Raw genomic sequence first — 24,343 nt, 5'->3', positions numbered from 1 at the left:
GATGCATCTCAACCTGAATTATGTTTGGCGCTACGCTAGCCAATCCTCCAATTTCATTGGAGTGGGCTGCTGGGACAGGAGGGCTGACCAGAACCCTGAGTGTTAGCTTAGGTGATCGTTTGGTCTCTAGGAATTTTCGGAATCTCTCGAGGTTCCCGCAATGGCCCGGTTTTCTTGGCTGGACCCTCATCGATAATGGGCCCATGACCGCAACCGTCCTGGTAATTTTTGGCTTGGTGTACCTTGGCATGATTCTCGGAGGGCTGCCGTTTTTGCAGCTCGATCGTACGGGTATCGCGCTGCTCGGTGCGATCGCCATGATTGCGACTGAAGCTGTCACGGTAGAGCAGGCTGCGCGCTCCATCGATCTGCCCACCGTGCTGCTGCTGTTTGCCTTCATGGTGGTGTCCGCGCAAATGCGCCTTGGCGGCTTCTATGACTGGATTACGGTCCGTCTATCGGCATTGCCAGTGACTCCTGCGACTTTGCTGGGCGTGTTGATCGCCATCGTCGCGCTGCTGTCTGCCGTATTCAGCAACGACATTGTCTGCCTGGCCATCGCCCCCGTGTTGGTGGATGCCTGTATGCGCCGCAAACTCGATCCGGTTCCGTTTTTGCTTGGTCTCGCCTGCGCCGCCAACATTGGATCGGCGGCAACCTTGATCGGTAATCCACAGAACATGCTCATTGGGCAGACATTGCATTTGTCCTTTGGAGCCTATGCCGTCGAAGCGGCCGTACCCGTGCTTGTCGGACTGCTGTTGACATGGGTGGTGATCGTGATTTGTGTCAGAGGACAATGGCAACTGACGGGCGAGGCAGTGCTCGAGGTGCAGCCTGAATTGGAGATGCGAGCCTTAAACCGTTGGCAGACCGCAAAGGGGCTGGGAATAGCGCTCGTGATTCTCTTGTCGTTTCTGTTTGCGCCTTGGCCGAGAGAGGTTGTCGCGCTGACGGCGGCTGGGGTGCTGCTGATGAGCCGCCGGCTGCACTCAAGCCGGATGCTGGGCCTGGTCGATTGGGAACTGCTCGTGCTCTTCATGGGACTTTTTGTGGTCAACGACGCCTTGCAGCGCACGGGGTTGCCAGCACAGCTGGTGTCAGATTCAGCTGCCCTGGGCCTGCATCTGGATCACCCAGCTCCGCTGTTTGGAACGACCTTCCTGCTGTCCAATCTTGTCTCCAATGTCCCCGCAGTGATGCTGCTCCTGCCCGTTGCGAATCATCCGCTCTCCGGTACCTTGCTAGCACTGGCAAGTACCTTTGCCGGTAACCTGCTAATCGTGGGCAGCATCGCCAACATCATCGTCGTCGACGCAGCCGCGCGCCACGGCGTGATCATCGACTGGAAACGGCACGCCCGAATCGGGGTGCCTGTGACAATCTCCACCATGGCCGTCACCGCGCTGTATTTGTGGCTGCGTATGCACAGCATGATTCATGCATAGGCCCACCCGAGTGGGCAGTCAATGCTGCATCGATAGACTCAAGCGGCCCAACTGAGATGATGTGGTGCCCGACTCAGCACTCGACCCGATTTCGCCCGGCCGCCTTGGCCCGATACAGGGCGCGATCTGCAGCTTCCACCAAATCTTCGGTGCGACCCTGCCTGCCTTGAATGCTAGCCGCTCCTATGCTTGCCGTCACACGGCCAAAGTGGCTGGCCTCATGGGCGATGCCAAGCTCCCTTATGCACTCCAGCAATTGCTCGGCAACGCGCATGGCTCCCTCCGGCGCGGTGCTGGGAAGAATGATGGCCAACTCCTCTCCCCCATAGCGCGCTGCGAGATCCCCGGGACGCTTGGCCGACAGCGCCAGTTGCCGCGACACAGCTCTCAGGCATTCGTCACCGGCGACATGGCCGTAGCGATCATTGAAGCCTTTGAAATCATCCAGATCGATGAGCAAGAGCGAGAGCGGCGTCCCTTCGCGAGCGGCACGCCGGACCTCGAGCCTCAGCGTCTCATCAAAGCGTCGCCGGTTGGCCAGCCCCGTCAACGGGTCCTGGGCGGCCAACCGCCCTAGCTCTTGGTTGGCGTCAACCAGCTTCTCACGCGCGGCCATCAAGGCGGTCTCGGTTTGCGCACGTAACCGGATGAGCAGAATCAGGCGCCAGCCTATGACCGCGATCACCGTCAGCAGACTCAGTACCACGCCCGCCGTCAGCAGCGCCTGGTGCCGCCATGCGCGCAAGGCTTCATGCCTTCCCCTGGCCACCGCGGTAAAGACGGGATAACGGTCATTGCTCCTGAAGGCATATAGTCTTTCGGTTCCATCGATGCCGGACTCAAAGGACGCTGTACCGGACTTCAGGCTCGAGTAATGCCGCAGGAAGTTGGTCGAACGCGAAAAATCTCGCCCCAGGTCCTGCTCGCGGAATGGGTAACGCACCAGCAATTGCCCGCTAGTCGTTGCCAGTCCAATAGACCCTTGCTCGCCGACATCAATCTTGCCGAACAGGCGCAGAAAATTCTCTATACCTAGAGCCACAACAATGACCCCGCCAAAATGTCCCTGCCTGTCCTCAAAGCGGCGACTGACGGTGAGCAACCATTCGCCTGTAGAGCGGCAGCGTATTGGCGCACCGATAAAAATCTCGTGCGAAGGGTTATCCCGGTGATACGAAAAGAAGTGACGGTCAGCGCTGTTGGCGCCATCGGGAAACCGCCCCCTCGACGACATGAGCCACTTGCCGCGCGCATCGATGACGAGCAGCTCATTGAGCTGGTTGAATAAATGCTCCTGGCGATTGACCAGTTGTTGCATGCGAAGCAGATGATCGGGCGAAGTGCCTTCCGCCTCCAGGCGCTCGAGCATACCCAGCAGCAGCATGGAGCTTTGGGTGAGCACGCCCTCGGCATAGGTGTTCAGCGTTTGTGCCAAGTTGCGATTGTTGGTGTCTATCTCGGCCAGAGTGCGCTGGCGCTCCGACCAGATCTGCCAGCAGGTGGCGGCCAACACAGAGACAAAAACCACTAGCAGCAGGCAGGCCGCAAGCTGGGTATCGCGTTTTGCGGCCAGGACCTTGCACACGCACTGAGGGTTGTCACCGCCAGCCTCCTTCTTCCCCTTCTGAAAAAACATCTCCACCTTCCCTTCATCACCAACCAAGGATGAGCAGCACTCCTGCATTGCTTGCTGCTGCCCCCCTGCTGGTCTGGACTGGATAGGGCTGGGACGAATTCTCCGTCATCCCTGGAAATTCCACTGGATTGAACATCAAGCGAAGCCAAGTTCGAGACGGCAGTCCAATTGCTGGCCTGCGGGCCGCAACAATCATTTTGACAAGCGGGAATGTAAAGCCTATGACTGAGACTGGAGCAGAGGCACAGGCTTGTCGCACGCGTGCGTTCACAGTCCTTGGCATACGGCTCTCTTCATCCCGGGACCACAAGCCGCTCAGCATGTCGGACTGGTACCTGCCAGTGGCATGGGGCGCATATTCGCATGAATGGATATCGACTCCACGAACGTCCGCTCACTCTTAAAAGTTGGCTAACCTATCCGCGTAGCCATTCATCGATTGAGGCGTTGGGATTCGGGTCACCAACCCATCCTCTCGGTTTTGTGAGCTCCAAAACCCTAGAGCTCGGTCTTATTAAGAATGAAGAATGCATTTCCCTCTCGATGGAAACGCGGTGAAGAGTCCAGGATGAAAGGTACTCTTGCTAGTGCTGGGTACGTCTGCGCGAATTTGCCGCTGGATGGGGTGTAGTTGACTGTGAAACAGCGGCGAGATTGCATCGGGCATGGTGATCTTGCCCCCGTAGTTCCGGACACCGTCCAGTCGCTAAGTTAGCCCTGATGGGCGGGGTGATTCTGCCGTCGTCGGAACTCCCTGGGCGACATCATCTTCAAACTCGAATGCGGGTGGATCTCGTTGAAGTGCTCGAACGCACCCGGCAATTGCGCCAGCACCGTCGGCGCGTCACGCAGGTCCATACGGCTCATGTAGTCGCGCTTGAAGGTGTTCACGAAGCTCTCGGCCATGCCGTTGCTCTGCGGGCTACACACGGGCGTGTTGATCGGCTTCAGGCCCAGTGATCTAGCAATGCCACGCGTCTCGTGCGCGATGTAGGCGCTGCCGTTGTCGGTGAGGAACTCCAATTCACGCTCCAGGGGCACGGCTTCAACCGTGCCAAAGCGCCGCTCCACGGCTTCCACCAGCATGTCGCGCACAGGCTCTCCCGCAAGTCCCTTGCCCTCCCAAGCCCGCCAGGCCAGGATCTCCCGGTCGCAGCAGTCCTTGGCGAAGGTGGCTGTGACCGTCTCGCCAGAATCGCACTTGATCTCAAAGCCGTCAGAGCACCAGCGCATGTTGCTCATCGGCACACTGACCTGGCCATCGTGAATGCGGCTCGAATGCCGTCGCTTGGGCGCCTTGGGCAACAGCAGTCGATGCCGCGCCATGACCCGGTAGATGCGCTTGTGGTTCAGCGCCTGTTGACCTTGTGAACGTCGCTCTCGATTGAGCAGCGCACCGGCGCGGCGATAGCCATAGCTGGGCAACTCGGCAATGTGGCGCCGCAGGTCGGCCAGCAAGAGCTCATCCTGGGCCGGGGTGCGGCCTCTGCGGCTGTCCTGCCAGTGGCCAGGGCGGTGATGCCGCACATGCAGATTCGAGCGCGCCACGCCCAGCACCGAGCAGACCGACTTCATTGGTCGTCCCCGGGCAACAAGGGCGAGCGCGCAATCCATTTTTTTGCTGCAGCGATCTCCACGGCTTCCTTGAGTATCTCGTTCTCCAAGGTCTTCTTGCCCAACACGCGCTGCAGCTTGGCGATCTCGGCACGGGCGGCTGCCAGCTCCGATGCCGGCACAACGGCCTCGCCTGCACCGACAGCCACCAGCGCGCCTTCGCGCTCCAGCCGCCGCCAAGTGAACAGCAGGCTGGCAGAGACGCCTTCCTGGCGGGCCACGAGCGACACGCTCATGCCTGACTCATAAGTTTTGCGAACCAAGGCAGCCTTCTCGGCAGCCGACCAGCGCCGCCTGCGCTGGTCTCGGGTGATGACCTCAATCGTTTCTGTATGCCTAGTCATACGCACAGTCCTATGCTTATCTCGAAGATAAGCGATGGACCGTGTCCGGAGATTCAGGGGGCTATCTCAATGGCTCCATACGTTGATACATAGTGAATGTCACTAAGATGCAGATAGTCAATGGTTGTGGCTAGCCTTTTTAGTGCGTCTACATAACTCAGAAAGTTCTTCATGCGCAGCCTGCAGGAGCTGATTTCCACCACGGAGCCCGCCATGCCCATGGTCAGGCAGTGGCTTGCCCAGGCCCAGCGGCCGGCTGAGCTGCTGCCGCCTTCTGCCCAGGCCGACGAGGTGCTGCAGGGCCTGCAGGTGACCACGCGCTCACCCATGGGGGCGATTGCGCATGAGACGGGCGGAGTTTTGATCGATCACGGCTGGTTGCGCATTCTGGGCTCGGGCCACGAACGGCTGCCGCGCAATCTGCGCAACTGGAATCAGGGGCGCGCCGAGGGCTTTTTGCTGGTGGCTGATGACGCCGTGGGTGGTTTTTTCGCCATCAACGGCGGCGGCCTGGGCGCTGACCCCGGTGCTCTTTACTATCTGGCGCCCGATACGGCGCAGTGGGAGGCGCTGGAGATCGGTTACTCGGACTTTGTCCAATGGGCGCTGAGCGAGCGTTTGACGGACTTTTATGCCGATCTGCGCTGGCAGGGCTGGGAGCAGGATGTGTTGGCGCTGCCGCCCGACCAGGGCTTGGGCTTTTATCCGTTTCTCTGGACATCGCAGGGCAGCGTGGCAACCAGCGACCGCAGGCCGCTGCCCATGAGCGAGATCTATGCCTTCAACACACAGTTTGGGCAGGGAGATTGATCACGGCAGGTCCAGCACTGCGCAATTGCACAGATCGGCACTTTCAAACGCCGTGATGTCGCCGGCCTTGAGGCCAGGCACGGGGAACAGGCGCACGGTCAGCGGTTTTTTCAGGCGGAATGCCATGGTGCCGGTGTCGCGCATGACGGCGGCAATCTGGCTGGCGCTGGCGTTGCCAGGCACGGGCACGGTGTCCAGACCGATGCCGCAGACGCTGCTATAGGTCAACAGGGCGCGGATGTCGAACTGGCCGTCCTGCGTGGCCTGGGCCAGACCGGAGTCCTCGGTCACGGCCAGCATCAGGCCGCTGAAGCCGATCTGGGGCATGTGCTGCACGGACTTGAATACACGCGTCAGCAGGGCAGAGGCTTCCACCGTGCCCGAAGCGCCGAAAAACGGCACGCCCAGCAACTGATAGACCTGCACCATGGACGCGCAGGACTTGGACGGAGCGGCCGAGGTGTCCATGCCGATAACCTGCCAGCCTTCATCGAGGGCGGTGGCGGTCACGCAGTTGCTGATGCGCTGGGTGTGGGTGTTCAGCGCATCGCCCAGCGCCTGGGTGGCGCGGGCCATCCAGGCGGCATGGGGCAGGGATTCGCGCTCGGGTTGTAGGGCCTGCAGCACATCGACCAGCAGATCCGGGGTTTCCAGGCCCAGCACCAGTCGCTGATCGAGTTCGCCGCGGTGGTAGCCGGCGGGGAAATAGGGAATGCCGCTGGCGCAGTTGAAGTTGACGGTGAAGTTGAAATTGCCTTCGCCGCGCGGCGTGCACAGGGCGATCTGCTGCACGGCCTGCACGCTGGCTTGCAGCAGCTCGTCCGCCAGATAGCCGTTGGCGTCCAGGTCCACATTCACACAGGCATTGCACAGGTCGCCATGGCTGGCAATCAGCTCGGGCAGCAGTGCAATCTCTTCGCTGCTGCGCGCCTCTCCAATGGCAAAGCGGATACGGCGCGTACCGGTGTTGATTTGGGACAGCAGTGCGGTGATGCTCGCCAGGCCTTGTTGGGCGCTGGCGATGCTGCGGGTATCCAGATATTCGCCAAAAGGGTTGCTGACCAGACGGATGGATTGCACGGCATAGCCTGCATCCCGCTCCAGCGCATCGGCCAGGCGGTCGCACTGGCGTTTGGCCTGGCTCAGAACCTGTTGCCACTGCTGCGGGTCACCAGGCAGATTGATGAAGGCGGTGACGGTGCGGACACGGACCAGAGGGTGCAGGCTTGTAGAGGACATAGTGAAAAGCGAAGGAAATTGCGGCCTATCGTAAGTGAGCGGCTTCGATTGCAGTACCACCCATGTGGCATGAACTGGTTGCTATTGTTTGAATAGCTGCTTGCGTAATTCAGTCCTGCGAGATAGGCCTGGAACACCAAGATTTACACCTGATGCATTTTGGGGCTGGATCAGGTACCTAGACTGCACTCTTTTTGTGAGTGCAAAGGCTTGTGATGTTGAAATTATTGGGGACTTCGGCCATCGCCTTGTTGCTGTCGGGCTGCTATGTGATGCATGACCACGGCCATCGCGGCGGCTACGGCTATGGAGGACATGGCCATCACGGTGGTCATAGAGGCCATCGCTGACAGGACTGCAACCCCCAGGAACTGTTGATTTGAGAGCTGCTGGCGCTTTACCCATAAGCGCCAGCAGCTTTTTTCATGACCAGGATGGCGGCTTGTCGCTTTTGCGAGTGTATGCCTGGCGGGGAATTTGTATGCTCAAGCACCCACCACGACTCAAGGAGACCCCACATGACGATGAATCTGAAGATCAACGGCCAGGCCCGGACGGCCGAAGCGGTGCAGGAGACGCCGTTGCTCTGGGTGTTGCGTGACGAGCTGGGCATGTGTGGCACCAAGTTTGGCTGCGGCATGGCTTTGTGCGGTGCCTGCACCGTGCATCTGGACGGTCAGCCCGTACGCTCCTGCAGCACGCCGATTTCTGCAGTGGCGGGCAAAAGCGTCACCACGATCGAAGCCATGAGCGGTGACCGCGTGGGCCAGGCTGTGCAGTCGGCATGGGTGGAGCTGGGCGTGGCCCAGTGCGGCTATTGCCAGGCCGGGCAGATCATGACGGCGGTGGGCTTGCTCAAAAGCAATCCCAAGCCCTCGGACAAGCAGATTGACGAAGCCATGAGCGGCAATATCTGTCGCTGCGGCACCTATCCGCGCATTCATGCGGCTGTGAAGCTGGCCTCCAAGCGCCTGACAACGGGGGTGAAGTAAATGCAAGTCATCGAACAACACAACGCCATCCGCCGCCGCAGCCTGTTGCAGGGCGGTGCTGGCCTGGCCTTCACGCTGGGCGTGAGCAGCAGCGGCCTGGTCTATGCCCAGGATGCCGCCAAAGAGGCCAAGAAATACGGCGCGGACTCCATGCCCGGCACAACGGTGGACAACCCGCTGGTCTTTGTCAGCATTGCACCCGACGGGCAGGTGACCATCGTGGCCCACCGCGCGGAAATGGGTACCGGCGTGCGCACCAGCCTGCCCATGGTCGTGGCCGACGAGATGGAGGCGCGCTGGGATCGCGTGAAGATCGAACAGGCCGTGGCCGATGAAGCCCGTTACGGCAACCAGAACGTGGATGGCTCGCGCAGCATGCGCCACTTCTTCATGCCCATGCGCCGTGTGGGCGCGGCGGCACGCCAGATGCTGGAAGCCGCGGCCGCAGCGCGCTGGGGCGTGCCTGTGGCTCAGGTCAAGGCCGTGCAGCATGAGGTGATCCATGCCGCCAGCGGCAAGCGTCTGGGCTTTGGCGAGCTGGCTGCCGATGCGGCCAAGCAGGCCGTGCCCATGGGCGATCAGCTGCGGCTCAAGACAAAGGCCGACTTCCGCTATATCGGCAAGGGCAAGACCCCGGCCGTGGATCTGGCCCATATCGGCCAGGGCAAGGCCGTCTATGGCATGGACCAGCATCTGCCCGGCATGGTTTACGCCGTCGTCGCCCGTCCTGCTGTGCTGGGCGCCAGGCTGCGCAGCTTCAAGGGCGAAAAAGCCCTGCAGGTGGCAGGCGTAAAGAAGGTGCTGGAAATACCGGGCTACAAGGGGGCTCCGGCCTTTCAGCCGCTGGGCGGCGTGGCCGTGGTGGCCAGCAACACCTGGGCCGCCATGCAAGGCCGCCAGGCGCTGGAGCTGGACTGGGACGAAGGAGCTCATGCCAGCTATGACTCGGGTGAGTACCGTAAGCTGCTGGAAAAGGCTGCAGCCAGCCCGGGCAAGCTGATGCGCAGCAACGGCGATATCGAGGCCGTGATGAAAGCGGCAGGTGACAAGAACCTGATCGCTGCCGACTACTACGTGCCCCATCTGGCCCATGCGTCCATGGAGCCGCCGGCAGCCACGGCGCTGGTGGCGGCGGACAAGAGCCGCTGCGAGATCTGGACTTCGGTGCAAGACCCCGAAACCTGCAAAAAGCTGGTGGCCGGTTTTCTGGGCATGAAGCCCGAGCAGGTCACGGTGAACGTGCTGCTGCTGGGGGGGGCGTTCGGCCGCAAGTCCAAACCTGATTTTGCGGCGGAAGCAGCCTTGATCGCCCAGTCCATGCCCGGCACTCCCGTCAAGGTGGTCTGGACGCGCGATGACGATATACAGCACGACTTCTATCATGCGGTGGCGGCCGACCGGCTGGAGGCCGTGCTCGATGGCAAGGGCATGCCCCTGACCTGGCTGCACCGCTCGGCGGCGCCCACGATTTCTTCGCTGTTTCAGGAAGGTGCCAAGGGGCAAAGCGGCATGGAAATGGGCATGGGGGCCATCAACATGCCCTACCGGATACCCAATGTGCGCATAGAGACGGCCGAGGTCGAAGCCCACACCCGCATCGGCTGGTTTCGTTCGGTCTACAACATTCCGCATGCGTTCGCGGCCCAGTGCTTTATTGCAGAGTTGGCACATCAGGCGGGCAAGGATCACAGACAGTACGCGCTGGATCTGATCGGCCCGGCACGTCGGCTGAACCCGGAAAAAGACCTGGGCGATGGCTGGAACTACAGCGAATCCCCCACGGTTTACCCCTATGACACGGGACGCTTGCGCGCGGTGATCGAGGCGGCCACGCGTGGTGCCGGCTGGGGTCGGAAACTGCCCAAGGGGCATGGCCTGGGGCTGGCTTTTTGCTATAGCTTCATGAGCTATTCAGCCGTGGTGGTGGAGGTGGCTGTCGATGGCAAGGGAGAGGTGAAGGTGATTGCCGTCGATACCGCGCTGGATTGCGGCCCGCAGATCAACCCCGAGCGCATTCGTGCGCAGATGGAGGGCGGCGTCATCATGGGCCTGAGCTTGGCCATGAGCAGCGAAATCACTTTCGAGAAAGGGCGGGTCAAGCAAAGCAACTTCCATGACTACGAGGTGCTGCGCCATGCCCAGCAGCCCGGCCTCATCCGCACGCATCTGGTGGGCGACAACCTGGAGGTGCCGCCCGGCGGCGTGGGCGAGCCTCCATTGCCGGCAGTGGCTCCGGCTCTGGCGAACGCGGTGTTTGCGGCTACGGGCAAGCGGGTGAGGGCGCTGCCGATTCGTCAGCTAAGCTGATTTTTCACTGCATCCCAAAGGCCGGCCGGGCACTCAGCCGGCCTTTTTTGCCGCCGGGCCGCCCCCCAAGGCAAAAAGCGGCCCCCTTGGGGGGCAGCGGCTACACGCTAGTGAGCAAGCGTGGGGGGCTTTTTTTGCTTTGCAGCGCTGCGAAACATCAACCGAGCAGCGCAGCCTTGATGGTCTTGACGCCGTCGGCGTTGTCCCAGACGCCTTCTTCCAGCGCGTCATGGATGGTCTTGTCCAGGGCCGCGCTCAGCTGTTCACGCAGCTGTGGGGCATTGGGGCTGGCATCGATCACGATGCGCAGGGCGGTGCTCAAGGCCGTGATCTGGGCGGTGAGGTTGACGACAGCAGTGTGGTTGGAGCTCATGTGCATTCCTTTGCAAAGCGAGGTGAAGCAGCAGCACCGCCATGGAGCGCAGGCCATTGTCTGGCGCGGGGCAGGGCAGGGATGCCGGCTGCGAATGGTCTCCAGTGTCATCCGGGTTGATACCGATGTTGATGTATCAACAATAAGCAAAGATTCGCGCTATTGATACACAGGTGAATCACTTGGGCGATGCCGCTGCGGTGACCGCCCAAGGTGAGAGCCTCATGCCAACCTCTTTGCCGCACTGCTCTGCCGACGAGCCTGTCTGCAGCCAGACCCTGCCGCTGGACGAATTCCTGACCTTCAAGCTCATGGCCCTGGCCAACGCGCTGCAGACCCAGGTCACAAGGCATTACATCGCGCCGGTCACGCCCGTGGGGCTGACGGAATGGCGGCTCATGGGACTGTTGCAGCAGCATGGCGAAACCCATGCGGGCGCACTGGCCCGCATCAGCCTGATGGACAAGGCGCAGATCAGCCGCAGCCTGCAACCCTTGATAGATCGCCGCTGGGTGCTGCGCCGCCCCGATCCGCAGCATGCGCGCCGCCATCTGCTGAGCCTGAGCGAGGAAGGACTGCTCAATTTCGAACAGGTGCTCAGGCAGGCCAGGCCGTTTCAGGCGGCATTGCTCAACGCACTGAGCGCCCAGGAGCGTGAAGCGCTGACCGCCATCATTGCCAAGCTGATGCAGGCGGCCGAGGACATCGACGCCCGCGCAGCGCAGCTGCGCCAGTCTGTATCTCAAGCCATATCGCCATCAAACGCTTGACCATCAAGCGCTGAATGCTCTCTTTTTCATGAAACCACGGAGATTTGCACATGCACCCCGATGAAATTGCTGCCCGTCGCGAGCTGGCGGCCTGCTACCGCATCTTTGCCATGCTGGGCTGGGACGAGCTGATCTACAACCACATCACCGTGCGCCTGCCGGACAGCGTGACCGGCGGGGAAAAGCAGTTTCTGATCAACCCCTTCCGCCTGCACTACAGCGAGGTCACGGCCAGCAATCTGGTGCGCATCAATGTGCGCGGCGAGGTGGTCGGGCATTCGGACCATCCGGTCAACCCTGCGGGCTTTGTGGTGCACGCCGCCATCCATGACGGGCTGGAGGGTGCGCATTGCGTGATGCACACCCACACCACGGCTGGCATGGGCGTGGCCTGTCTGCAGGACGGGCTGAGCCAGAGCAATTTCTACAGCGCGCAGCTGCACGGCATGGTGGCCTACCACGACTTCGAGGGCATTACCATTCATGCCGATGAGGGGCCCCGGCTGCTGCAGAGCATGGGCGGGCGCAAGGCCGTGATTCTGCGCAACCATGGCCTGCTGAGCTGGGGCAGCAGCCTGCCTCAGGCCCTGGCCGTGTTGTGGGCGCTGCAGCGCGCCTGCGAGGTACAGCTGGCCACGCTCTCCATGGGCGCGCCGCGCATGATTGACGAGGCTACGGCAGCGCGCTGCAACGCCGACTCCCTGACCTTCAACGACGACCATGGCGGCCCGCGCGATGTGTTCGACCATCTGGTGCGGCGTGTGAACCGCATCGACAGCAGCTATCTGGATCTGTGAAATGACTCTGAAAAAAGCATGTATCTACGGTGCCGGCGCCATTGGCGGCTGGCTGGGTGTGGCTCTGGCCAAGGCGGGTTGCGAACTTGCTGCCGTGGCACGCGGCGAAACGCTGGCCGCATTGCGCAGCCAGGGCCTGACGCTGGTGCACGGCGATATGCGCGAAACCGTGGCGCTGAGGGCCGAAGAGGACCCGGCCGCACTGGGCGTGCAGGATGTGGTGGTGATCGCCGTCAAGGCTCCAGCCATGCCCGAGGTGGCGCGGCGCATTGCGCCGCTGATCGGCCCGCAGACGCTAGTGCTCACGGCCATGAACGGCGTGCCCTGGTGGTTTCTGGCCGGTGGGGTGGACGCCAGCCTGCGTGGCCTGCAGCTCAAGACCGTGGACCCGCAGGGCGAGATCGCCCAGGCCATACCTACCACACAGGTGATAGGTTCGGTGGTCCATGCCAGCTGCTCTCTCGATGCGCCCGGCGTGGTGCGCCGCCATTTCGGCAACAGCATCATCGTGGGCGAGCCCACGGCGCTGCCCGGAGATGCGTCCACCGAGCGCTTGCTGGCGCTGGCCGAGCTGCTGCGTGCAGGCGGTCTGGAGGTCAAGGTCTCGGACAATATCCAGCGCGATGCCTGGTACAAGCTCTGGGGCAATATGACCATGAACCCGGTCAGTGCCATCACGGGTGCGACCACGGACAAGATTCTGGGGGATGAGCTGGTGCGCGGCTTCATCACCTCGGTCATGCTGGAGGCCAAGGAAATCGGTGCCCGCATCGGTTTGCCGATTGCCGATACGCCGCAGGACAGGCATCAGGTCACGCTCAAGCTGGGCAGCTTCAAGACCTCCATGCTGCAGGATGTGGAAGCGGGCAAGCCCGTGGAGCTGGATGCCCTGGTGGGCGCGGTGCGCGAGATGGGCGTTCTGTGCGGCGTGGCCACGCCGTCCACCGATGCCCTGCTGGGGCTGGCCAGGCTGCGAGCCCGGCAGCTGGGTCTGTATCCGGCATGAAAATCCTGCACCGTTGCGGGATAAGGCTTGGATGCTCCGGAGCGCACTGACCTAGACTGATCGCCCATGATCTCCACAATGCGCTCCAAAGACCCTCTCCAGGACAGCCAGTGGACCACGCTGTGCGTGGTGACAACCACGGTGGCCCATGCGGCTGACGCCGATGATCTGGCCCGTGCACTGGTTGCCGCCCGCGTGGCGGCCTGCGTGCAGACGGAAAGCATCACCTCCTACTATGAATGGGATGGCGTGCTGCAGGCCACGCCCGAATGGCGGCTGGTCTGCAAGACCCTGCCCGAAGTCCTGACGCGGCTGACCGGACTCCTGCGCAAGCAGCATGGCTACGAGGTGCCGCAAATCACCATGCGTACCGAACTCTGCCTGAGCGATTACGGCAAATGGCTCAAACAGCAATTGCAGGCCTGAATAAAAATGGCATCCCACGCTCTCCCTCCGGGAGGACCTAGGCGGCCCCGGCGCTTTTATCTTGGGGCGGCCCGGCAATAAAAAAGGAGCGCCTTGCGCGCTCCTTTGATAGGTTCTAGGGCTGAAAGCGCCTGAATTCCTGAAAAATCCAGCGCTGGCAGCTATGGCTTGAGTAGCAGATCAGGACAGCAGCGCCTGGGCAAATTCCTTGGCACTGAAGGTTTCCAGGTCTTCGATCTTCTCGCCCACGCCGATGAAATAGACGGGAATGGGGCGCTCCTGCGCGATGGCCGCCAGCACGCCGCCCTTGGCCGTGCCGTCGAGCTTGGTGACCACCAGACCTGTCAGCTGCAGTGCGTCGTCGAAGGCGCGCACCTGGGTCAGGGCGTTCTGGCCGGTGTTGCCGTCGATGACCAGCAGCACCTCGTGCGGCGCCGTGCCGTCGGCCTTGCTCACCACGCGCTTGATCTTCCTGAGCTCTTCCATCAGGTGCAGCTGCGTGGGCAGGCGGCCTGCGGTATCGACCAGCACCACGTCCTTCTTGCGGGCCTTGCCGGCGGAGACGGCATCGAAGCTCACGGCTGCGGGGTCGCCGCCTTCCTGGCTGATGATCTCCACGGTGTTGCGGTTGGCCCAGACGCCCAGCTGCTCGCGCGCGGCGGCGCGGAAGGTGTCGGCCGCGGCCAGCAGCACGGTCTGACCGCTGTCGGCCAGATGCTTGGTCAGCTTGCCGATCGACGTGGTCTTGCCCGCGCCGTTGACGCCGGCCACCATGATGACGGTGGGCTGGTGTTCGCCAATCGTCAGCGGCTTTTCCAGCGGCTGGAGCAGGTCGGCCAGGGCATCGGCCAGCAGCGCCTTGACGGCGGCGGGCTCGGTGGTCTTGGTCTCCTTGACGCGGCGCTTGAGGTCGGCCAGCAGATGCTCGGTGGCCTTGACGCCGGTGTCGGCCATCAGCAGCGCATCTTCCAGCTCTTCATAAAGTGCGTCGTTGATCTGTGTGCCGGTGAAGACGGTGGCGATGCTGGAGCCGGTCTTGCGCAGGCCGGCCTTGAGGCGCTCCATCCAGCTTTGGCGGTTGTTTTCCGCTTCCGGCTTTGCGGTAGGCTCGGGGACTGCTACAAAATCCTGAGTGGCTGGCTGGCTTTCGGTATGCTTGGCAGCCGAACCGCCCCCAAAAGGCTTGCGCCACCATGAGCTGCTGCCATTTTCGGCAGGCGTTGCAGGCGTATCCTGTGGCTCCGGCCTGGCCGGGACAGCAGGAGCGGGCGCCGCAGCTGTCTCGGCTGCGGGCGTGGTGTCCACCACATCGGGTGGATTGGGCTTTTTCTTGAAAAAACTGAACATTGGCGGGTTTTTAGAATCACATCATTCTATGAAACATGTACGCGCACTCCCTGTACTGGGCTTAATGGCCTGTTTGAGCGCTGGGGCAGCCTTGGCTGCGCCGGGCGCATCGTCCCAACCTGTGCCTGCCCAAGCTGCCGAGGCTGCGCCTGCCGTGCAGCAGTTCACACTGAAGAACGGCATGCAGCTGATTGTGCAGCCAGACCGGCGCGCGCCCACGGCCGTGCACATGGTCTGGGTACGTGTGGGCTCCATGGACGAAATCAATGGCGTCACCGGCGTGGCCCACGCGCTGGAGCACATGATGTTCAAGGGCTCCAAGACCGTCAAACCCGGTGATTTCTCGCGCCGTGTGGCAGCGCTGGGCGGTCAGGAAAATGCCTTCACCTGGCGTGACTACACCGGCTATTACCAGCAGATTCCGTCCAGCCGTCTCGAGGACGTGATGAAGCTGGAGTCGGACCGCTTCGCCAACAACCAGTGGCCCGACGCCGAGTTCAAGAAGGAAATCGAGGTCATCAAGGAAGAGCGCCGCATGCGCACCGACGACCAGCCACGTGCCGTGCTGATGGAGCAATTGACGGCGGCCACCTTTATGGCCTCGCCCTACCATCACCCCGTGGTGGGCTGGATGAGCGATCTGGATTCCATGAAGCCTGCCGATGTGCGTGACTTCCACAAGCGCTGGTATGTGCCCGCCAATGCCGCCGTGGTGGTGGTCGGCGATGTGAGCGTGGCCCAGGTGCGTGCCTGGGCCGAAAAATACTACGGCAGCATTCCCGCCCGCGCCGTGCCCGAGCGCAAGCCCCAGATCGAGCCCAAGCAGATCGGCGTGCGTCGCATCGAGGTCAAGCAGCCGGCCGAGCAGGCTTTTATCGCCATGGCCTATCGCGTGCCGACGCTGAACCATGTGGAGAAGCTGCAGGCCGACGACAAGGATGCACTGGCGCTGCTGGTGCTGTCGGCCGTGCTGGACGGCTATGACGGCGCGCGCCTGGAGCGCGCTCTGGTGCAGGGCGAAGGCCAGGCCAATGGTCGCGTGGCCGATAGCGCGGGCAGCTCGGCCTCCATCATGGGCCGTGGTCCCAGTCTGTTCATGCTGACGGGTGTACCCGCCAAGGGCCGGACGGCTGCCGATGTGGAAGCTGCCCTGCGTGCCCAGATTCAGAAGATTGCTCAGGAAGGTGTGCAGACCGACGAGCTGGAGCGTGTGAAGACGCAGTGGATGGCTTCCAACGTCTATGAGCGCGATTCCGTCATGGGTCAGGCGCAGAACCTGGGCAATTACTGGATTCAGGGCATGCCGCTGGATGCAGAGGACAAGCTGCTGGCCGAGCTGAAAAAGATCAGCTCGGACGACGTCAAGGCTGTGGCGGCCAAGTATTTTGGCGACGACCAACTGACTGTCGGCACGCTGGTGCCCCAGCCTTTGCCCGAGGGCAGCAAGGCCCGTCCCATGTCGGGCAAGGCGGATACCGGTGGATCGGTACATTGATGCACCCCCTGAGTCGTTTCGCGCCTTCCTCCTCTCTCTACGCACTTCGTGCTAAGGGAGGGAGACGACAGCTTTGCTGCGGGGCGGCCCTTGCTCGCTGTCCTTCGCTTGAAGTGCGGCAGTTTTGTGCATTGCGCACAGTGTGTGGCGCTGCGCAATCTTGAGGTTACACCTTATGAAAACTATGAAAAAGATAGCCGCTAGCGCTTTTGTAGCAAGCGCTGGATTAGGATTTTTAACCCAGTCTGCCTGGGCTTTGCTGCCGATTGAACACTGGACCCAGCCCAGCGGCGCCCAGGTCTGGCTGGTGCAAAGTCCTGGCATTCCCATGGTGGATGTGCAGCTGGACTTTGATGCGGGCAGCCGCCGTGATCCTGAGGGCAAGGCTGGCCTGGCCGCCGCTGTGGCCATGATGGCGTCCAAGGGCATCAAGGCCGCTGGTGATGCACCTGGGCTTGATGAAAATGGACTGGGCCAGGCCTGGGCCGATCTGGGCGCCAGCTTTGGCGCCAGCGCAGGCCGGGACAGCTTTACCTATGGACTGCGTTCGCTGACACAGCCCGATCTGTTGCAAAAAGCCGTGGCCCTGGCTGCGCGTCAGCTGGCCACACCCAGCTGGCCCGAGGCCGTATGGCAGCGCGACCGCGAGCGCTGGGCGGCGTCCATCAAGGAAGCCGACACCCGCCCCGGCACCGTGGCCTCCAAGGCTTTCCGTGCCGGTGTCTTCGGCAGCTCGCCCTATGGCTACCAGACCACGGTGGACAGCCTGGCAAAAATCGATATCTCGGCCATGCAGGACTTTCACCGCAAGCTGATCGCGGCCTGCCGTGCCAAGGTCAGCGTGGTGGGGGCGGTGAGCCGCCAGCAGGCCGACACCATGGTCAAGCAGCTGCTGGGCCCGCTGCAGGCCGCCAACGGCAATGATTGCCCGCCGCTGCCCGAGGTGGCCAAGGTGCAGGATCTGAAGGAAGCCAAGGTCGAGAACATCCCGTTCGAATCGGCTCAGGCCCAGGTCATCATTGGCCAGCCCGGCATCGCCCGCAACAGCCCCGATTTCCTGGCCGTGATGCTGGGCAACCACATCCTGGGCGGTGGAGGCTTTACCTCGCGCCTGATGGAAGAGGTGCGTGAAAAGCGCGGCCTGACCTATGGTGTTTCCAGCGATTTTTCGCCTGGCCTGGATCGAGGTGCTTTCGTGATCGGTCTGCAGACCCGTCCCGACCAGGCGGCCGAGGCACTCAAGGTCTCGCAGGATGTGCTGCGCAAATTCATTGCCGAAGGCCCGACCGAGAAGGAACTCAAGGCGGCCAAGGACAACCTGATTGGCGGCTTTGCGCTGCGCATCGACAGCAACCGCAAGCTGCTGGGCAATGTGGCCAATATTGCCTGGAACGGCTTGCCACTCGACTATCTGGAGCACTGGACCGACCGCGTTCAGGCTCTGACCACCAAGGACGTGAAGGATGCCATGCAGCGCATGGTGCAACCCGAGCGCATGGTGACCGTGACTTTGGGAGCTAAACCATGAGCCGCAGTGCCATCAAGCTGCATACCCCCGCAGGCCGCAAGGCGCTGGACAAGATGATTCACGAGGCCGAGCGCAAGGCGCAGGAGTCGGCGGCGGCCAGGCCCGGCCGGGCCGGCGCCAAGCCTGCTGCCGCTGGGGCAGCCACCGGTGCGGGCGAGATCCGCATCATCGGCGGGCAGTGGCGCCGTACGCGTCTGGCCGTGGCCCAGAAACCGGGCCTGCGCCCTACGCCAGACCGTGTGCGCGAAACCTTGTTCAACTGGCTGGGCCAGGATCTGACCAACTGGAAGGTGCTTGATGCCTTCAGCGGCACGGGTGCTTTGGGCCTGGAAGCCGCGTCGCGTGGGGCCACCAGTGTCATCATGAACGAGCAGGATGCAGCCCTGGTGCAGCAGCTGCAGCGTCTGCAGCAAAAGTTGGATGCCAGGATGCTCAAGATCCAGCGCGGCGATGCGCTGAGCTGCCTGAAGACCGTGACGGGCCAGGATCTGATCCTGCTCGACCCTCCGTTCGAGCAGGCGGATCTGTTCGAGCCTGCGGTGAAAGCTGCAATGAGTGCGCTCAACGAGGGCGGCTATATCTATCTGGAGGCACCGGAGGCCTGGTCCGAGGAACGCTGCCTGGAGCTGGGGCTGGAGCTGCACCGCTACCTCAAGGCCGGTGCAGTGCACGCGCATCTGCTGAAGAAACAGTAAGTCTGCTACTGATATAAGAGCTGCTGACGCTTGAAGATAGAGCGTCAGCAGCTCTTTTTTCATGGAGTAGCGGCCGAAGGGCATCCATGCATAATGCTTTTCATGCTGCGTCGCAGCAGTTGCATGCCACTCTAGAAAGATCTGCAGGAGATACATACCATGAGCCAGGACCTGATTGCCGTTTACCCCGGAACCTTCGACCCCATCACTCTGGGTCATGAAGATGTGGTGCGTCGGGCGTCACAGCTGTTCGGCAAGGTTATCGTGGCGGTGGCCGCAGGTCATCACAAGAAGACGCTGTTCAGCCTCGATGAACGTATCGCCATGGTGCGCGAGGCCTGCGCCAAGTTCCCTCAGGTCGAAGTGGAAAGCTTTGACGGTCTGCTGGCGCACTTTGTGCTGGCACGCGGTGCCAAGGCCATGGTGCGTGGCCTGCGCGCGGTCACGGACTTTGACTACGAATTCCAGCTCGCCGGCATGAACCGCACGCTGATGCCCGAGGTGGAGACCGTCTTTCTGACGCCCAGCGATCGTTACCAATTCATCAGCTCGACCTTTGTGCGCGAGATTGCGACGCTCAACGGTGATGTGGACAAATTCGTCTCGCAAAGCGTGCACGCGCGGCTGATGGCCAAGGTGGGCAGGGCGGTCTGAAACTGCGAGAAGCCGGGTCAAAAAAAGGCCTGGCAATCAGCGGTTTGTGGGTGCCGCCGCTGATCTTTGACGATTGGCCTGGATGAGGTCGTGCACAAAGCGCAGCTTGTTCCAGGCCGCAGCCGAGATGGCAAACGGATAGGCATCCTCGTGACCCAGGCTGCGGTTGAGGCTGTTGTGCAGCAAGGTCAGCGGCACCCACTGGCTCTGCATCAGCTCAAAGTCCACAGGCTCTGTGCCCAGCGGATTGCAGATTGATTGCGGGCCTCTATTGGGAATATCGGGCACGGTGATGCAGGTGTGGTAGCTGGCGGCCGTCTCCATCAGGTCCACCATGTGCAGATAGTGGGCCCAGGTTTCGGCCCAGTCTTCCCAGGCATGGGAGGTGGCGTAGGCGCTGATGAAGTTCTCTCTCCATTGGGTATCGAAGGGGTTCTTGTCGTAGTGCTGCTTCAGTGCCTGGCTGTAGTCATGGCCTTCGTAGCCAAACAGCGCTCTGAACGGCTCCAGCCATGCGCTATGTGCTATCAGCTGATCCCAGTAGAAATGCCCGGATTCGTGGCGCAGGTGGCCTATCAAGGTGCGATAGGGTTCATGCAGCGCCAGACGGCGTTTGGCACGCTCGTCGTCATCGGCCTCCACCACATTGAGCGTGATCATGCCGCTGGCATGGCCGGTCATGATGGGCGCGGCGCCAGGAATGTCCGCCAGCAATGAAAAACGCAGATGAGTGGGCGTGCTGGCATTGGGCCCCTCCAGGCCCAGCTTGGCCAGCGTGTAATAGAGCCTGCGCTTGGCGACTTCAATCTTGGCCCAGCGCAGCTGATTGGCCGGATTGCCTGCGTCGGGCAGCCATTCCGTCTGGCGGCACGAGACGCACAGCGTATGCGGGTCGGAAGCCTCGATCGCAAAATTGCACAGACTGATATCGTGGCGGTGTGCACAGGCTCGGTAGCGGGGCATGCCGCCGGCCTCCGAGGGCTGAGCAGAGGGTAGTATGCCCACGCGCAACTGGTCGGGCAAAAAGGCCTGGGCTGCACCGCAATGCACGCACTGCAGGCTTTCAAAATAGATCAGATGGCCGCAGGCTTCGCAGTTGAAAACTTGCATGTTTGCACTTTAGCCGTGAAGCATGACGCTGTGGAGTCGTCGAAAAACAAAGCCAGCTCGAAAGCTGGCTTGTGAGGAGTAGGAAGGAGCCAGGGCAAGCGGCCTGACCCCATGGCCCGTCAGGGCTTGACCACGATGCTGTTGCGTACTTCGCTGACGTTCTTGGTGGTGCGGGCAATTTCGCCTGCACGGGCTTTTTCCGCCTCGGACTTGGCAAAGCCTGACAACTGCACCACGCCCTTGAGGGTCTCCACGCTGATGGCGGTGGCAGACACGCTCTTGTCTTCGGCCATCTTGGCCTTGACGGCAGCGGTGATGGCCGTGTCGTCTACGTAAGAGCCCACCGACTGCTGATCGCGAGCGACGGAGCAGCCGGTTGCGGCCAGCAAGGTGGTTGCCGTAACAGTTGCAAAGGCGATGGCGCGAATGACTTTGGACATCGAGTTTTCCTTCGGAAACAGTTGAAAAGGTGAGGCGCTGTAAACGGTGTGGCGCGCCCGCTTTCGGGGTGGGAGCGTCTTTGGAGCTTACGCAAACAAGGATGTTTCAAGGATGAGGCCAAGCTCTTGCCTGAACCTGATTTGCGTAAGTCGTGGTCTTTATTTCCTGCGCGAGCGACCCAGGAAGAACGCGGTAGCCAGTGCCGCACCTGTGGCAGCGGCAATCAGCACGGAGCGGCCAGGCTGCTCGGACACATAGCGTGTTGTGGCCTCGGCCGTAGCCTGGAATTGGCGGCGTGCGCGGTAGGTGTTGTCGGCCCAGAAGTCAATGCTGCGCTCGGCAAGGTCCTGTGCGCGATTGGCCAGGTTGTCGATGAACAGGCTGTCTGCTTCTTCGTCGGCCGAGCGCATGTGACGGCCGGATTGATCAATGGCTTCGGAGGCCGTGCGGCGGGCACTGCGTGCGCTGTACCTGACGGTATCCGCGACATCGTCCGCTGCATCTTTGACGGTCTCGGCCACTTTCCTTGCCGAGCCCCTGGCGGATTCGAATGCATCCCCGGCAATGTCCGCTGCCTTGTGAGCCGCATGCTTGGCAGTGTCTGCCACATCGGCAGCGGCATTTTTGACATCGGTCTTGATGTCTTCTACTGCTGTACTGGCGTTTTTATCTTGTTGGTTCATTGTTTTAACTCCCTGAAAACACACTGTCGCACAAGGCGACAGTTGCAATGAATGGAACAGCTTCTGCAAGAAACCTCAGAAGTCAGATCATGGCGAATCTCATTCGATTGCGCAATGCGTGGAGCAATGCGCAGGGTTACTGTCTGTGCGAAGTCTGTAAGGCCTATTTCTTGATGAGCCCCATCACAAAAGTGATGACCGCCATCACGATGAAGACAAAGAACAGGATCTTGGCAATGCCCACTGCACCAGCAGCAATGCCTCCGAAGCCAAATATGGCAGCAATCAAGGCAATGATCAGAAAAACAATGGCGTAATGCAGCATGAGGTTCCCTTCTCGGCACTGGTTTGCGCGGCAGACGGTCTGTCGCGCCCTTTAGTCACAATTTAGAGAAGCCTGTACGGCATGCTTGCCAGTGAGCGGCTTTGCAACGCCGGAGCAGATCTCTGAGAGACTTGTAGGAAAAGCCGAAAGCCGGGGGGGCGATTCTGTTACAGGGCGGCGACAGTGGTCAGGGGTATTACCGCCGAAATCGTGGTGCCCTTGCCCGGCTGGGATGCCACGGTCAATCTGCCTCCTGCCGCTTCCACGCGGTGCTTCATGCCTGTCAGTCCATGGGAGTTGGGGCGCATGCTGGCCAGCTCGAATCCCAGGCCGTCATCCTGAATCTGGACTGCCACATAGGTCGGGTAGTTGTGCACGGATACGATGACATGACCTGCCTTGGCGTATTTGCCGATATTGGTCAGCGATTCCTGCACCACCCTATAGACGGTGAGCTGCGTGGATTCGGGCAGATCAACCTGCTCCAGGCTGGATTCCACATCGATACCGCTGCGTTCTCCGAACTCGCGAGTCAGAATCTCCAATGCCGTGGTCAGGCCCAGATTGGAGAGGGAAGAGGGACGCAAATCTTCAATAATGCGGCGTTTGAGCGCAATTCCGCTGTTGAGGGTTTCGACTAGGTGGGTAATGCGCTCGGACACCTCGGGTGACGAGGTGTCGATCTTGGACTTCAGCCTGGCCACATCCAGCTTGGCTGCGGTCAGCAAAGAGCCCAGTTCATCGTGCAGCTCGCGGGCCAGGTGGGCTCTCTCATCTTCACGTACCTGCTGCAAGTGCGTAGCCAGCTCCGTCAGAGTGGCGGTGCGTTCCCGTACTATTTCCTCCAGACGATTGCGCTCTTCGCGCTGGATTTCCTGCTCGCGTTGATGAGCCTGCTGCAAGGCATTGGCCTGACGCAGATACATGAAGAATCCCAGAATGCCGAGCGCGGTCACGGTCGCAATGCCTATGCGCGACAGGCTCAAAGTCTGCTCGATATCCGAAAGATTGATCTGGGCCTGTTTATCAATGCTCTCCAGCAAGACTTTGCTGTAACTGCGAATGGCATCCATGTTTTCCATGCCCACATCGGTGAACATGACAAAGCGCCAGGCTTCTTCGTTGCCTTGGCGATACAGCCTGAGGCTGAGATCCATTTCGCTTGTTTTGCGTTCCACCTGTCTGGCCAATGGTGTGAATGTCGCAAGCTCCGCCGGGTTCATGATGAAGATGCGGCGCAATTCATCCATGGTTCCATTAATGGCTTCGGCAGAAGATGTGTAAGGGGCCAGATAGCGCTCTTCTCCTGTGAGCAGATAACCACGCAGTCCTGTTTCTGCATCAAGGATCTGCTGCATCAGTTCATTGATCTTTGCCCGATTGCTTTGTGTCTTGGTGAGCGCATCAAGAGCGTGAAGAGAGCGCGTATAGCCAGCCTCGTTAATACTGACCATGAGCACGGCCGCAATGATTGCAATCGTGAGACTGACAGCAATTTTGCGAATATTCGTCCAGCGCATCTACACCCCCCTCACCTACAAATAAATTACCTGCTATTCTGCATAGTGATTCAGCTGATGATCGACATCATAGATCGGGACCCAGAATGAAGCGCTTGGGAGATGGGCGCAGATTTATGAAAAAGAGGTATGCATGATAAAAGTAGGAATCGTGGATGACCATGCAATCGTGCGTTCGGGACTTCGTCAGTTCCTGTCCGAGCATGTTGATTTGCGTGTTGTCGGTGAAGCAGGCAATGGTCGAGAAGCCATTGACTTGGTGCGTGAACAGGAAATCGATGTTCTGCTGATGGATCTATCCATGCCCGGTCAAAGTGGCATTGATGCATTGGCCATGCTTAGGGCAAAAGCTCCTGATATGGGCATCTTGATACTCAGCGGCTACCCTGAGGAGCATTACGCCATCAATCTGATCCGCCAGGGTGCCAGCGGGTATCTGAACAAGGAATGTGATCCGCAGGAAATTGCGGAAGCCATTCGCACTGTTGCCCTGGGACGCCGTTATTTGACGCCGACCGTCGCAGACCTGCTGGCCCAGCAGCTCAATCGCAAGGATGATATTCCGGCGCATGAACAGCTTTCCGAGCGCGAGTTTCAGGTGTTTCTCAAGCTCGCCCGAGGCGAGACTGCTGGTGATATCGCCAAATCCTTATCACTAAGTGTCAAGACGGTGAGCACCTACCGTACACGGCTGATGGAAAAAATGGGTCTGTCCTCGAATAGTGACCTGACCTACTATGCGTTGAAAAATCGATTGATCGATTGAAAACAAAAAAGGCTTGG

At 60.9% G+C, this 24,343-nt stretch carries 24 protein-coding genes; 14 read left to right on the top strand and 10 right to left on the bottom strand.

Features of this window, described 5'->3' with window-relative positions:
• Positions 1-203 precede the first annotated feature (203 nt).
• The gene (locus QMY55_RS19505; RefSeq protein WP_283485769.1) at positions 204-1,448 is read left to right on the top strand and encodes an anion transporter; all 1,245 of its coding nucleotides are present in this window, start codon (positions 204-206) and stop codon (positions 1,446-1,448) included.
• Between the two features lie 73 nt (positions 1,449-1,521).
• Here QMY55_RS19505 and QMY55_RS19500 read toward each other — a convergent pair whose 3' ends face one another.
• Entirely contained in the window at positions 1,522-3,084 is a 1,563-nt protein-coding gene (locus QMY55_RS19500; RefSeq protein ID WP_283489018.1) for a sensor domain-containing diguanylate cyclase, read from the bottom strand.
• 711 nt (positions 3,085-3,795) lie between these two features.
• Positions 3,796-5,042, bottom strand: a protein-coding gene (locus QMY55_RS19495) for an IS3 family transposase (RefSeq protein ID WP_407650544.1) whose coding sequence is annotated in 2 segments (ribosomal slippage) — positions 3,796-4,697 and positions 4,697-5,042 — 1,248 coding nt in all. Because the reading frame shifts where the segments join, the coding sequence is not laid out codon by codon here.
• Between the two features lie 171 nt (positions 5,043-5,213).
• Between QMY55_RS19495 and QMY55_RS19490 the strand changes: the two genes are divergently transcribed.
• Positions 5,214-5,852 carry a DUF2625 domain-containing protein gene (locus QMY55_RS19490; RefSeq protein WP_283485767.1) on the top strand — a complete coding sequence of 213 codons (639 nt, stop codon included), beginning with the start codon at positions 5,214-5,216 and terminating at the stop codon, positions 5,850-5,852.
• Here the strand turns inward: QMY55_RS19490 and QMY55_RS19485 are convergent, their stop codons facing one another.
• Positions 5,853-7,091: a DUF711 family protein gene (locus QMY55_RS19485; RefSeq protein ID WP_283485766.1), complete on the bottom strand. Its 1,239-nt coding sequence runs from the start codon at positions 7,089-7,091 to the stop codon at positions 5,853-5,855.
• A gap of 215 nt (positions 7,092-7,306) precedes the next feature.
• Between QMY55_RS19485 and QMY55_RS19480 the strand changes: the two genes are divergently transcribed.
• From QMY55_RS19480 to QMY55_RS19470, 3 genes are all read left to right on the top strand, one after another.
• A complete protein-coding gene (locus tag QMY55_RS19480; protein WP_283485765.1) occupies positions 7,307-7,441 on the top strand; it encodes a hypothetical protein in 135 nt (44 codons plus the stop codon).
• A 168-nt stretch (positions 7,442-7,609) separates the two neighbouring features.
• Positions 7,610-8,083, top strand: a complete 474-nt coding sequence (locus tag QMY55_RS19475) for a (2Fe-2S)-binding protein (RefSeq protein ID WP_283485764.1) — start codon at positions 7,610-7,612, stop codon at positions 8,081-8,083.
• Complete coding sequence (locus tag QMY55_RS19470) at positions 8,084-10,390, top strand: xanthine dehydrogenase family protein molybdopterin-binding subunit (protein ID WP_283485762.1); 2,307 nt, start codon at positions 8,084-8,086, stop codon at positions 10,388-10,390. It begins immediately after the preceding gene.
• A 157-nt stretch (positions 10,391-10,547) separates the two neighbouring features.
• Here QMY55_RS19470 and QMY55_RS19465 read toward each other — a convergent pair whose 3' ends face one another.
• Positions 10,548-10,763 carry a hypothetical protein gene (locus tag QMY55_RS19465; protein ID WP_283485761.1) on the bottom strand — a complete coding sequence of 72 codons (216 nt, stop codon included), beginning with the start codon at positions 10,761-10,763 and terminating at the stop codon, positions 10,548-10,550.
• A 224-nt stretch (positions 10,764-10,987) separates the two neighbouring features.
• On the opposite strand from QMY55_RS19465, the gene QMY55_RS19460 reads away from it, so the two are divergent.
• From QMY55_RS19460 to cutA, 4 genes are all read left to right on the top strand, one after another.
• A complete protein-coding gene (locus tag QMY55_RS19460; RefSeq protein WP_283485760.1) occupies positions 10,988-11,533 on the top strand; it encodes a MarR family winged helix-turn-helix transcriptional regulator in 546 nt (181 codons plus the stop codon).
• 50 nt (positions 11,534-11,583) lie between these two features.
• Positions 11,584-12,330 (top strand): class II aldolase/adducin family protein, encoded by a 747-nt coding sequence (locus QMY55_RS19455; RefSeq protein WP_283485759.1) that lies wholly within the window; start codon positions 11,584-11,586, stop codon positions 12,328-12,330.
• 1 nt (position 12,331) lies between these two features.
• Positions 12,332-13,336, top strand: coding sequence for a 2-dehydropantoate 2-reductase (locus QMY55_RS19450; protein ID WP_283485758.1), 1,005 nt, complete (start codon positions 12,332-12,334; stop codon positions 13,334-13,336).
• A gap of 66 nt (positions 13,337-13,402) precedes the next feature.
• The gene (cutA, locus tag QMY55_RS19445) at positions 13,403-13,762 is read left to right on the top strand and encodes a divalent cation tolerance protein CutA (protein WP_283485757.1); all 360 of its coding nucleotides are present in this window, start codon (positions 13,403-13,405) and stop codon (positions 13,760-13,762) included.
• 180 nt (positions 13,763-13,942) lie between these two features.
• On the opposite strand, the gene ftsY is transcribed toward cutA, so the two are convergent.
• Positions 13,943-15,109 (bottom strand): signal recognition particle-docking protein FtsY, encoded by a 1,167-nt coding sequence (ftsY, locus tag QMY55_RS19440; protein WP_283485756.1) that lies wholly within the window; start codon positions 15,107-15,109, stop codon positions 13,943-13,945.
• A 64-nt stretch (positions 15,110-15,173) separates the two neighbouring features.
• On the opposite strand from ftsY, the gene QMY55_RS19435 reads away from it, so the two are divergent.
• The 4 genes from QMY55_RS19435 (at position 15,174) to coaD (ending at position 19,481) form a co-directional block, all read left to right on the top strand.
• Positions 15,174-16,604, top strand: a complete 1,431-nt coding sequence (locus QMY55_RS19435) for a M16 family metallopeptidase (RefSeq protein WP_407650711.1) — start codon at positions 15,174-15,176, stop codon at positions 16,602-16,604.
• Between the two features lie 175 nt (positions 16,605-16,779).
• Entirely contained in the window at positions 16,780-18,132 is a 1,353-nt protein-coding gene (locus QMY55_RS19430; RefSeq protein ID WP_283485754.1) for a M16 family metallopeptidase, read from the top strand.
• Entirely contained in the window at positions 18,129-18,827 is a 699-nt protein-coding gene (rsmD, locus tag QMY55_RS19425) for a 16S rRNA (guanine(966)-N(2))-methyltransferase RsmD (protein WP_283485753.1), read from the top strand. The genes QMY55_RS19430 and rsmD overlap by 4 nt, the downstream gene beginning before the upstream one ends.
• A 159-nt stretch (positions 18,828-18,986) precedes the next feature.
• Entirely contained in the window at positions 18,987-19,481 is a 495-nt protein-coding gene (gene coaD / locus QMY55_RS19420) for a pantetheine-phosphate adenylyltransferase (protein WP_283485752.1), read from the top strand.
• Positions 19,482-19,517: 36 nt separating this feature from the next.
• On the opposite strand, the gene QMY55_RS19415 is transcribed toward coaD, so the two are convergent.
• From QMY55_RS19415 to QMY55_RS19395, 5 genes are all read right to left on the bottom strand, one after another.
• Positions 19,518-20,591, bottom strand: a complete 1,074-nt coding sequence (locus tag QMY55_RS19415) for a zinc-binding metallopeptidase family protein (RefSeq protein WP_283485751.1) — start codon at positions 20,589-20,591, stop codon at positions 19,518-19,520.
• 119 nt (positions 20,592-20,710) lie between these two features.
• Complete coding sequence (locus QMY55_RS19410) at positions 20,711-21,031, bottom strand: BON domain-containing protein (protein ID WP_283485750.1); 321 nt, start codon at positions 21,029-21,031, stop codon at positions 20,711-20,713.
• Between the two features lie 159 nt (positions 21,032-21,190).
• Positions 21,191-21,715: a hypothetical protein gene (locus QMY55_RS19405; protein WP_283485749.1), complete on the bottom strand. Its 525-nt coding sequence runs from the start codon at positions 21,713-21,715 to the stop codon at positions 21,191-21,193.
• Between the two features lie 163 nt (positions 21,716-21,878).
• Positions 21,879-22,040 carry a DUF1328 domain-containing protein gene (locus tag QMY55_RS19400; protein WP_283485748.1) on the bottom strand — a complete coding sequence of 54 codons (162 nt, stop codon included), beginning with the start codon at positions 22,038-22,040 and terminating at the stop codon, positions 21,879-21,881.
• Positions 22,041-22,207: 167 nt separating this feature from the next.
• Positions 22,208-23,560: a sensor histidine kinase gene (locus QMY55_RS19395; RefSeq protein ID WP_283485747.1), complete on the bottom strand. Its 1,353-nt coding sequence runs from the start codon at positions 23,558-23,560 to the stop codon at positions 22,208-22,210.
• Between the two features lie 133 nt (positions 23,561-23,693).
• On the opposite strand from QMY55_RS19395, the gene QMY55_RS19390 reads away from it, so the two are divergent.
• On the top strand, positions 23,694-24,326 hold the full coding sequence (locus tag QMY55_RS19390) for a response regulator (protein WP_283485746.1): 633 nt from the start codon (positions 23,694-23,696) through the stop codon (positions 24,324-24,326).
• Positions 24,327-24,343: the final 17 nt, after the last annotated feature.

The sequence above is a fragment of the Comamonas resistens genome, from assembly GCF_030064165.1.
GTDB lineage: Bacteria > Pseudomonadota > Gammaproteobacteria > Burkholderiales > Burkholderiaceae_C > Comamonas > Comamonas resistens.
Note: the sequence above shows the minus strand (reverse complement) of the source record. Positions and strands in the feature narration are given on the sequence as shown.

Bases quoted from the DNA above. Each gene is read 5' to 3' on its own strand.
- QMY55_RS19505 (WP_283485769.1), top strand. From the start codon at position 204: ATGACCGCAACCGTCCTGGTAATTTTTGGCTTGGTGTACCTTGGCATG.
- QMY55_RS19500 (WP_283489018.1), bottom strand. From the start codon at position 3,084: ATGTTTTTTCAGAAGGGGAAGAAGGAGGCTGGCGGTGACAACCCTCAG.
- QMY55_RS19490 (WP_283485767.1), top strand. From the start codon at position 5,214: ATGCGCAGCCTGCAGGAGCTGATTTCCACCACGGAGCCCGCCATGCCC.
- QMY55_RS19485 (WP_283485766.1), bottom strand. From the start codon at position 7,091: ATGTCCTCTACAAGCCTGCACCCTCTGGTCCGTGTCCGCACCGTCACC.
- QMY55_RS19480 (WP_283485765.1), top strand. From the start codon at position 7,307: ATGTTGAAATTATTGGGGACTTCGGCCATCGCCTTGTTGCTGTCGGGC.
- QMY55_RS19475 (WP_283485764.1), top strand. From the start codon at position 7,610: ATGACGATGAATCTGAAGATCAACGGCCAGGCCCGGACGGCCGAAGCG.
- QMY55_RS19470 (WP_283485762.1), top strand. From the start codon at position 8,084: ATGCAAGTCATCGAACAACACAACGCCATCCGCCGCCGCAGCCTGTTG.
- QMY55_RS19465 (WP_283485761.1), bottom strand. From the start codon at position 10,763: ATGAGCTCCAACCACACTGCTGTCGTCAACCTCACCGCCCAGATCACG.
- QMY55_RS19460 (WP_283485760.1), top strand. From the start codon at position 10,988: ATGCCAACCTCTTTGCCGCACTGCTCTGCCGACGAGCCTGTCTGCAGC.
- QMY55_RS19455 (WP_283485759.1), top strand. From the start codon at position 11,584: ATGCACCCCGATGAAATTGCTGCCCGTCGCGAGCTGGCGGCCTGCTAC.
- QMY55_RS19450 (WP_283485758.1), top strand. From the start codon at position 12,332: ATGACTCTGAAAAAAGCATGTATCTACGGTGCCGGCGCCATTGGCGGC.
- cutA (WP_283485757.1), top strand. From the start codon at position 13,403: ATGATCTCCACAATGCGCTCCAAAGACCCTCTCCAGGACAGCCAGTGG.
- ftsY (WP_283485756.1), bottom strand. From the start codon at position 15,109: ATGTTCAGTTTTTTCAAGAAAAAGCCCAATCCACCCGATGTGGTGGAC.
- QMY55_RS19435 (WP_407650711.1), top strand. From the start codon at position 15,174: ATGGCCTGTTTGAGCGCTGGGGCAGCCTTGGCTGCGCCGGGCGCATCG.
- QMY55_RS19430 (WP_283485754.1), top strand. From the start codon at position 16,780: ATGAAAACTATGAAAAAGATAGCCGCTAGCGCTTTTGTAGCAAGCGCT.
- rsmD (WP_283485753.1), top strand. From the start codon at position 18,129: ATGAGCCGCAGTGCCATCAAGCTGCATACCCCCGCAGGCCGCAAGGCG.
- coaD (WP_283485752.1), top strand. From the start codon at position 18,987: ATGAGCCAGGACCTGATTGCCGTTTACCCCGGAACCTTCGACCCCATC.
- QMY55_RS19415 (WP_283485751.1), bottom strand. From the start codon at position 20,591: ATGCAAGTTTTCAACTGCGAAGCCTGCGGCCATCTGATCTATTTTGAA.
- QMY55_RS19410 (WP_283485750.1), bottom strand. From the start codon at position 21,031: ATGTCCAAAGTCATTCGCGCCATCGCCTTTGCAACTGTTACGGCAACC.
- QMY55_RS19405 (WP_283485749.1), bottom strand. From the start codon at position 21,715: ATGAACCAACAAGATAAAAACGCCAGTACAGCAGTAGAAGACATCAAG.
- QMY55_RS19400 (WP_283485748.1), bottom strand. From the start codon at position 22,040: ATGCTGCATTACGCCATTGTTTTTCTGATCATTGCCTTGATTGCTGCC.
- QMY55_RS19395 (WP_283485747.1), bottom strand. From the start codon at position 23,560: ATGCGCTGGACGAATATTCGCAAAATTGCTGTCAGTCTCACGATTGCA.
- QMY55_RS19390 (WP_283485746.1), top strand. From the start codon at position 23,694: ATGATAAAAGTAGGAATCGTGGATGACCATGCAATCGTGCGTTCGGGA.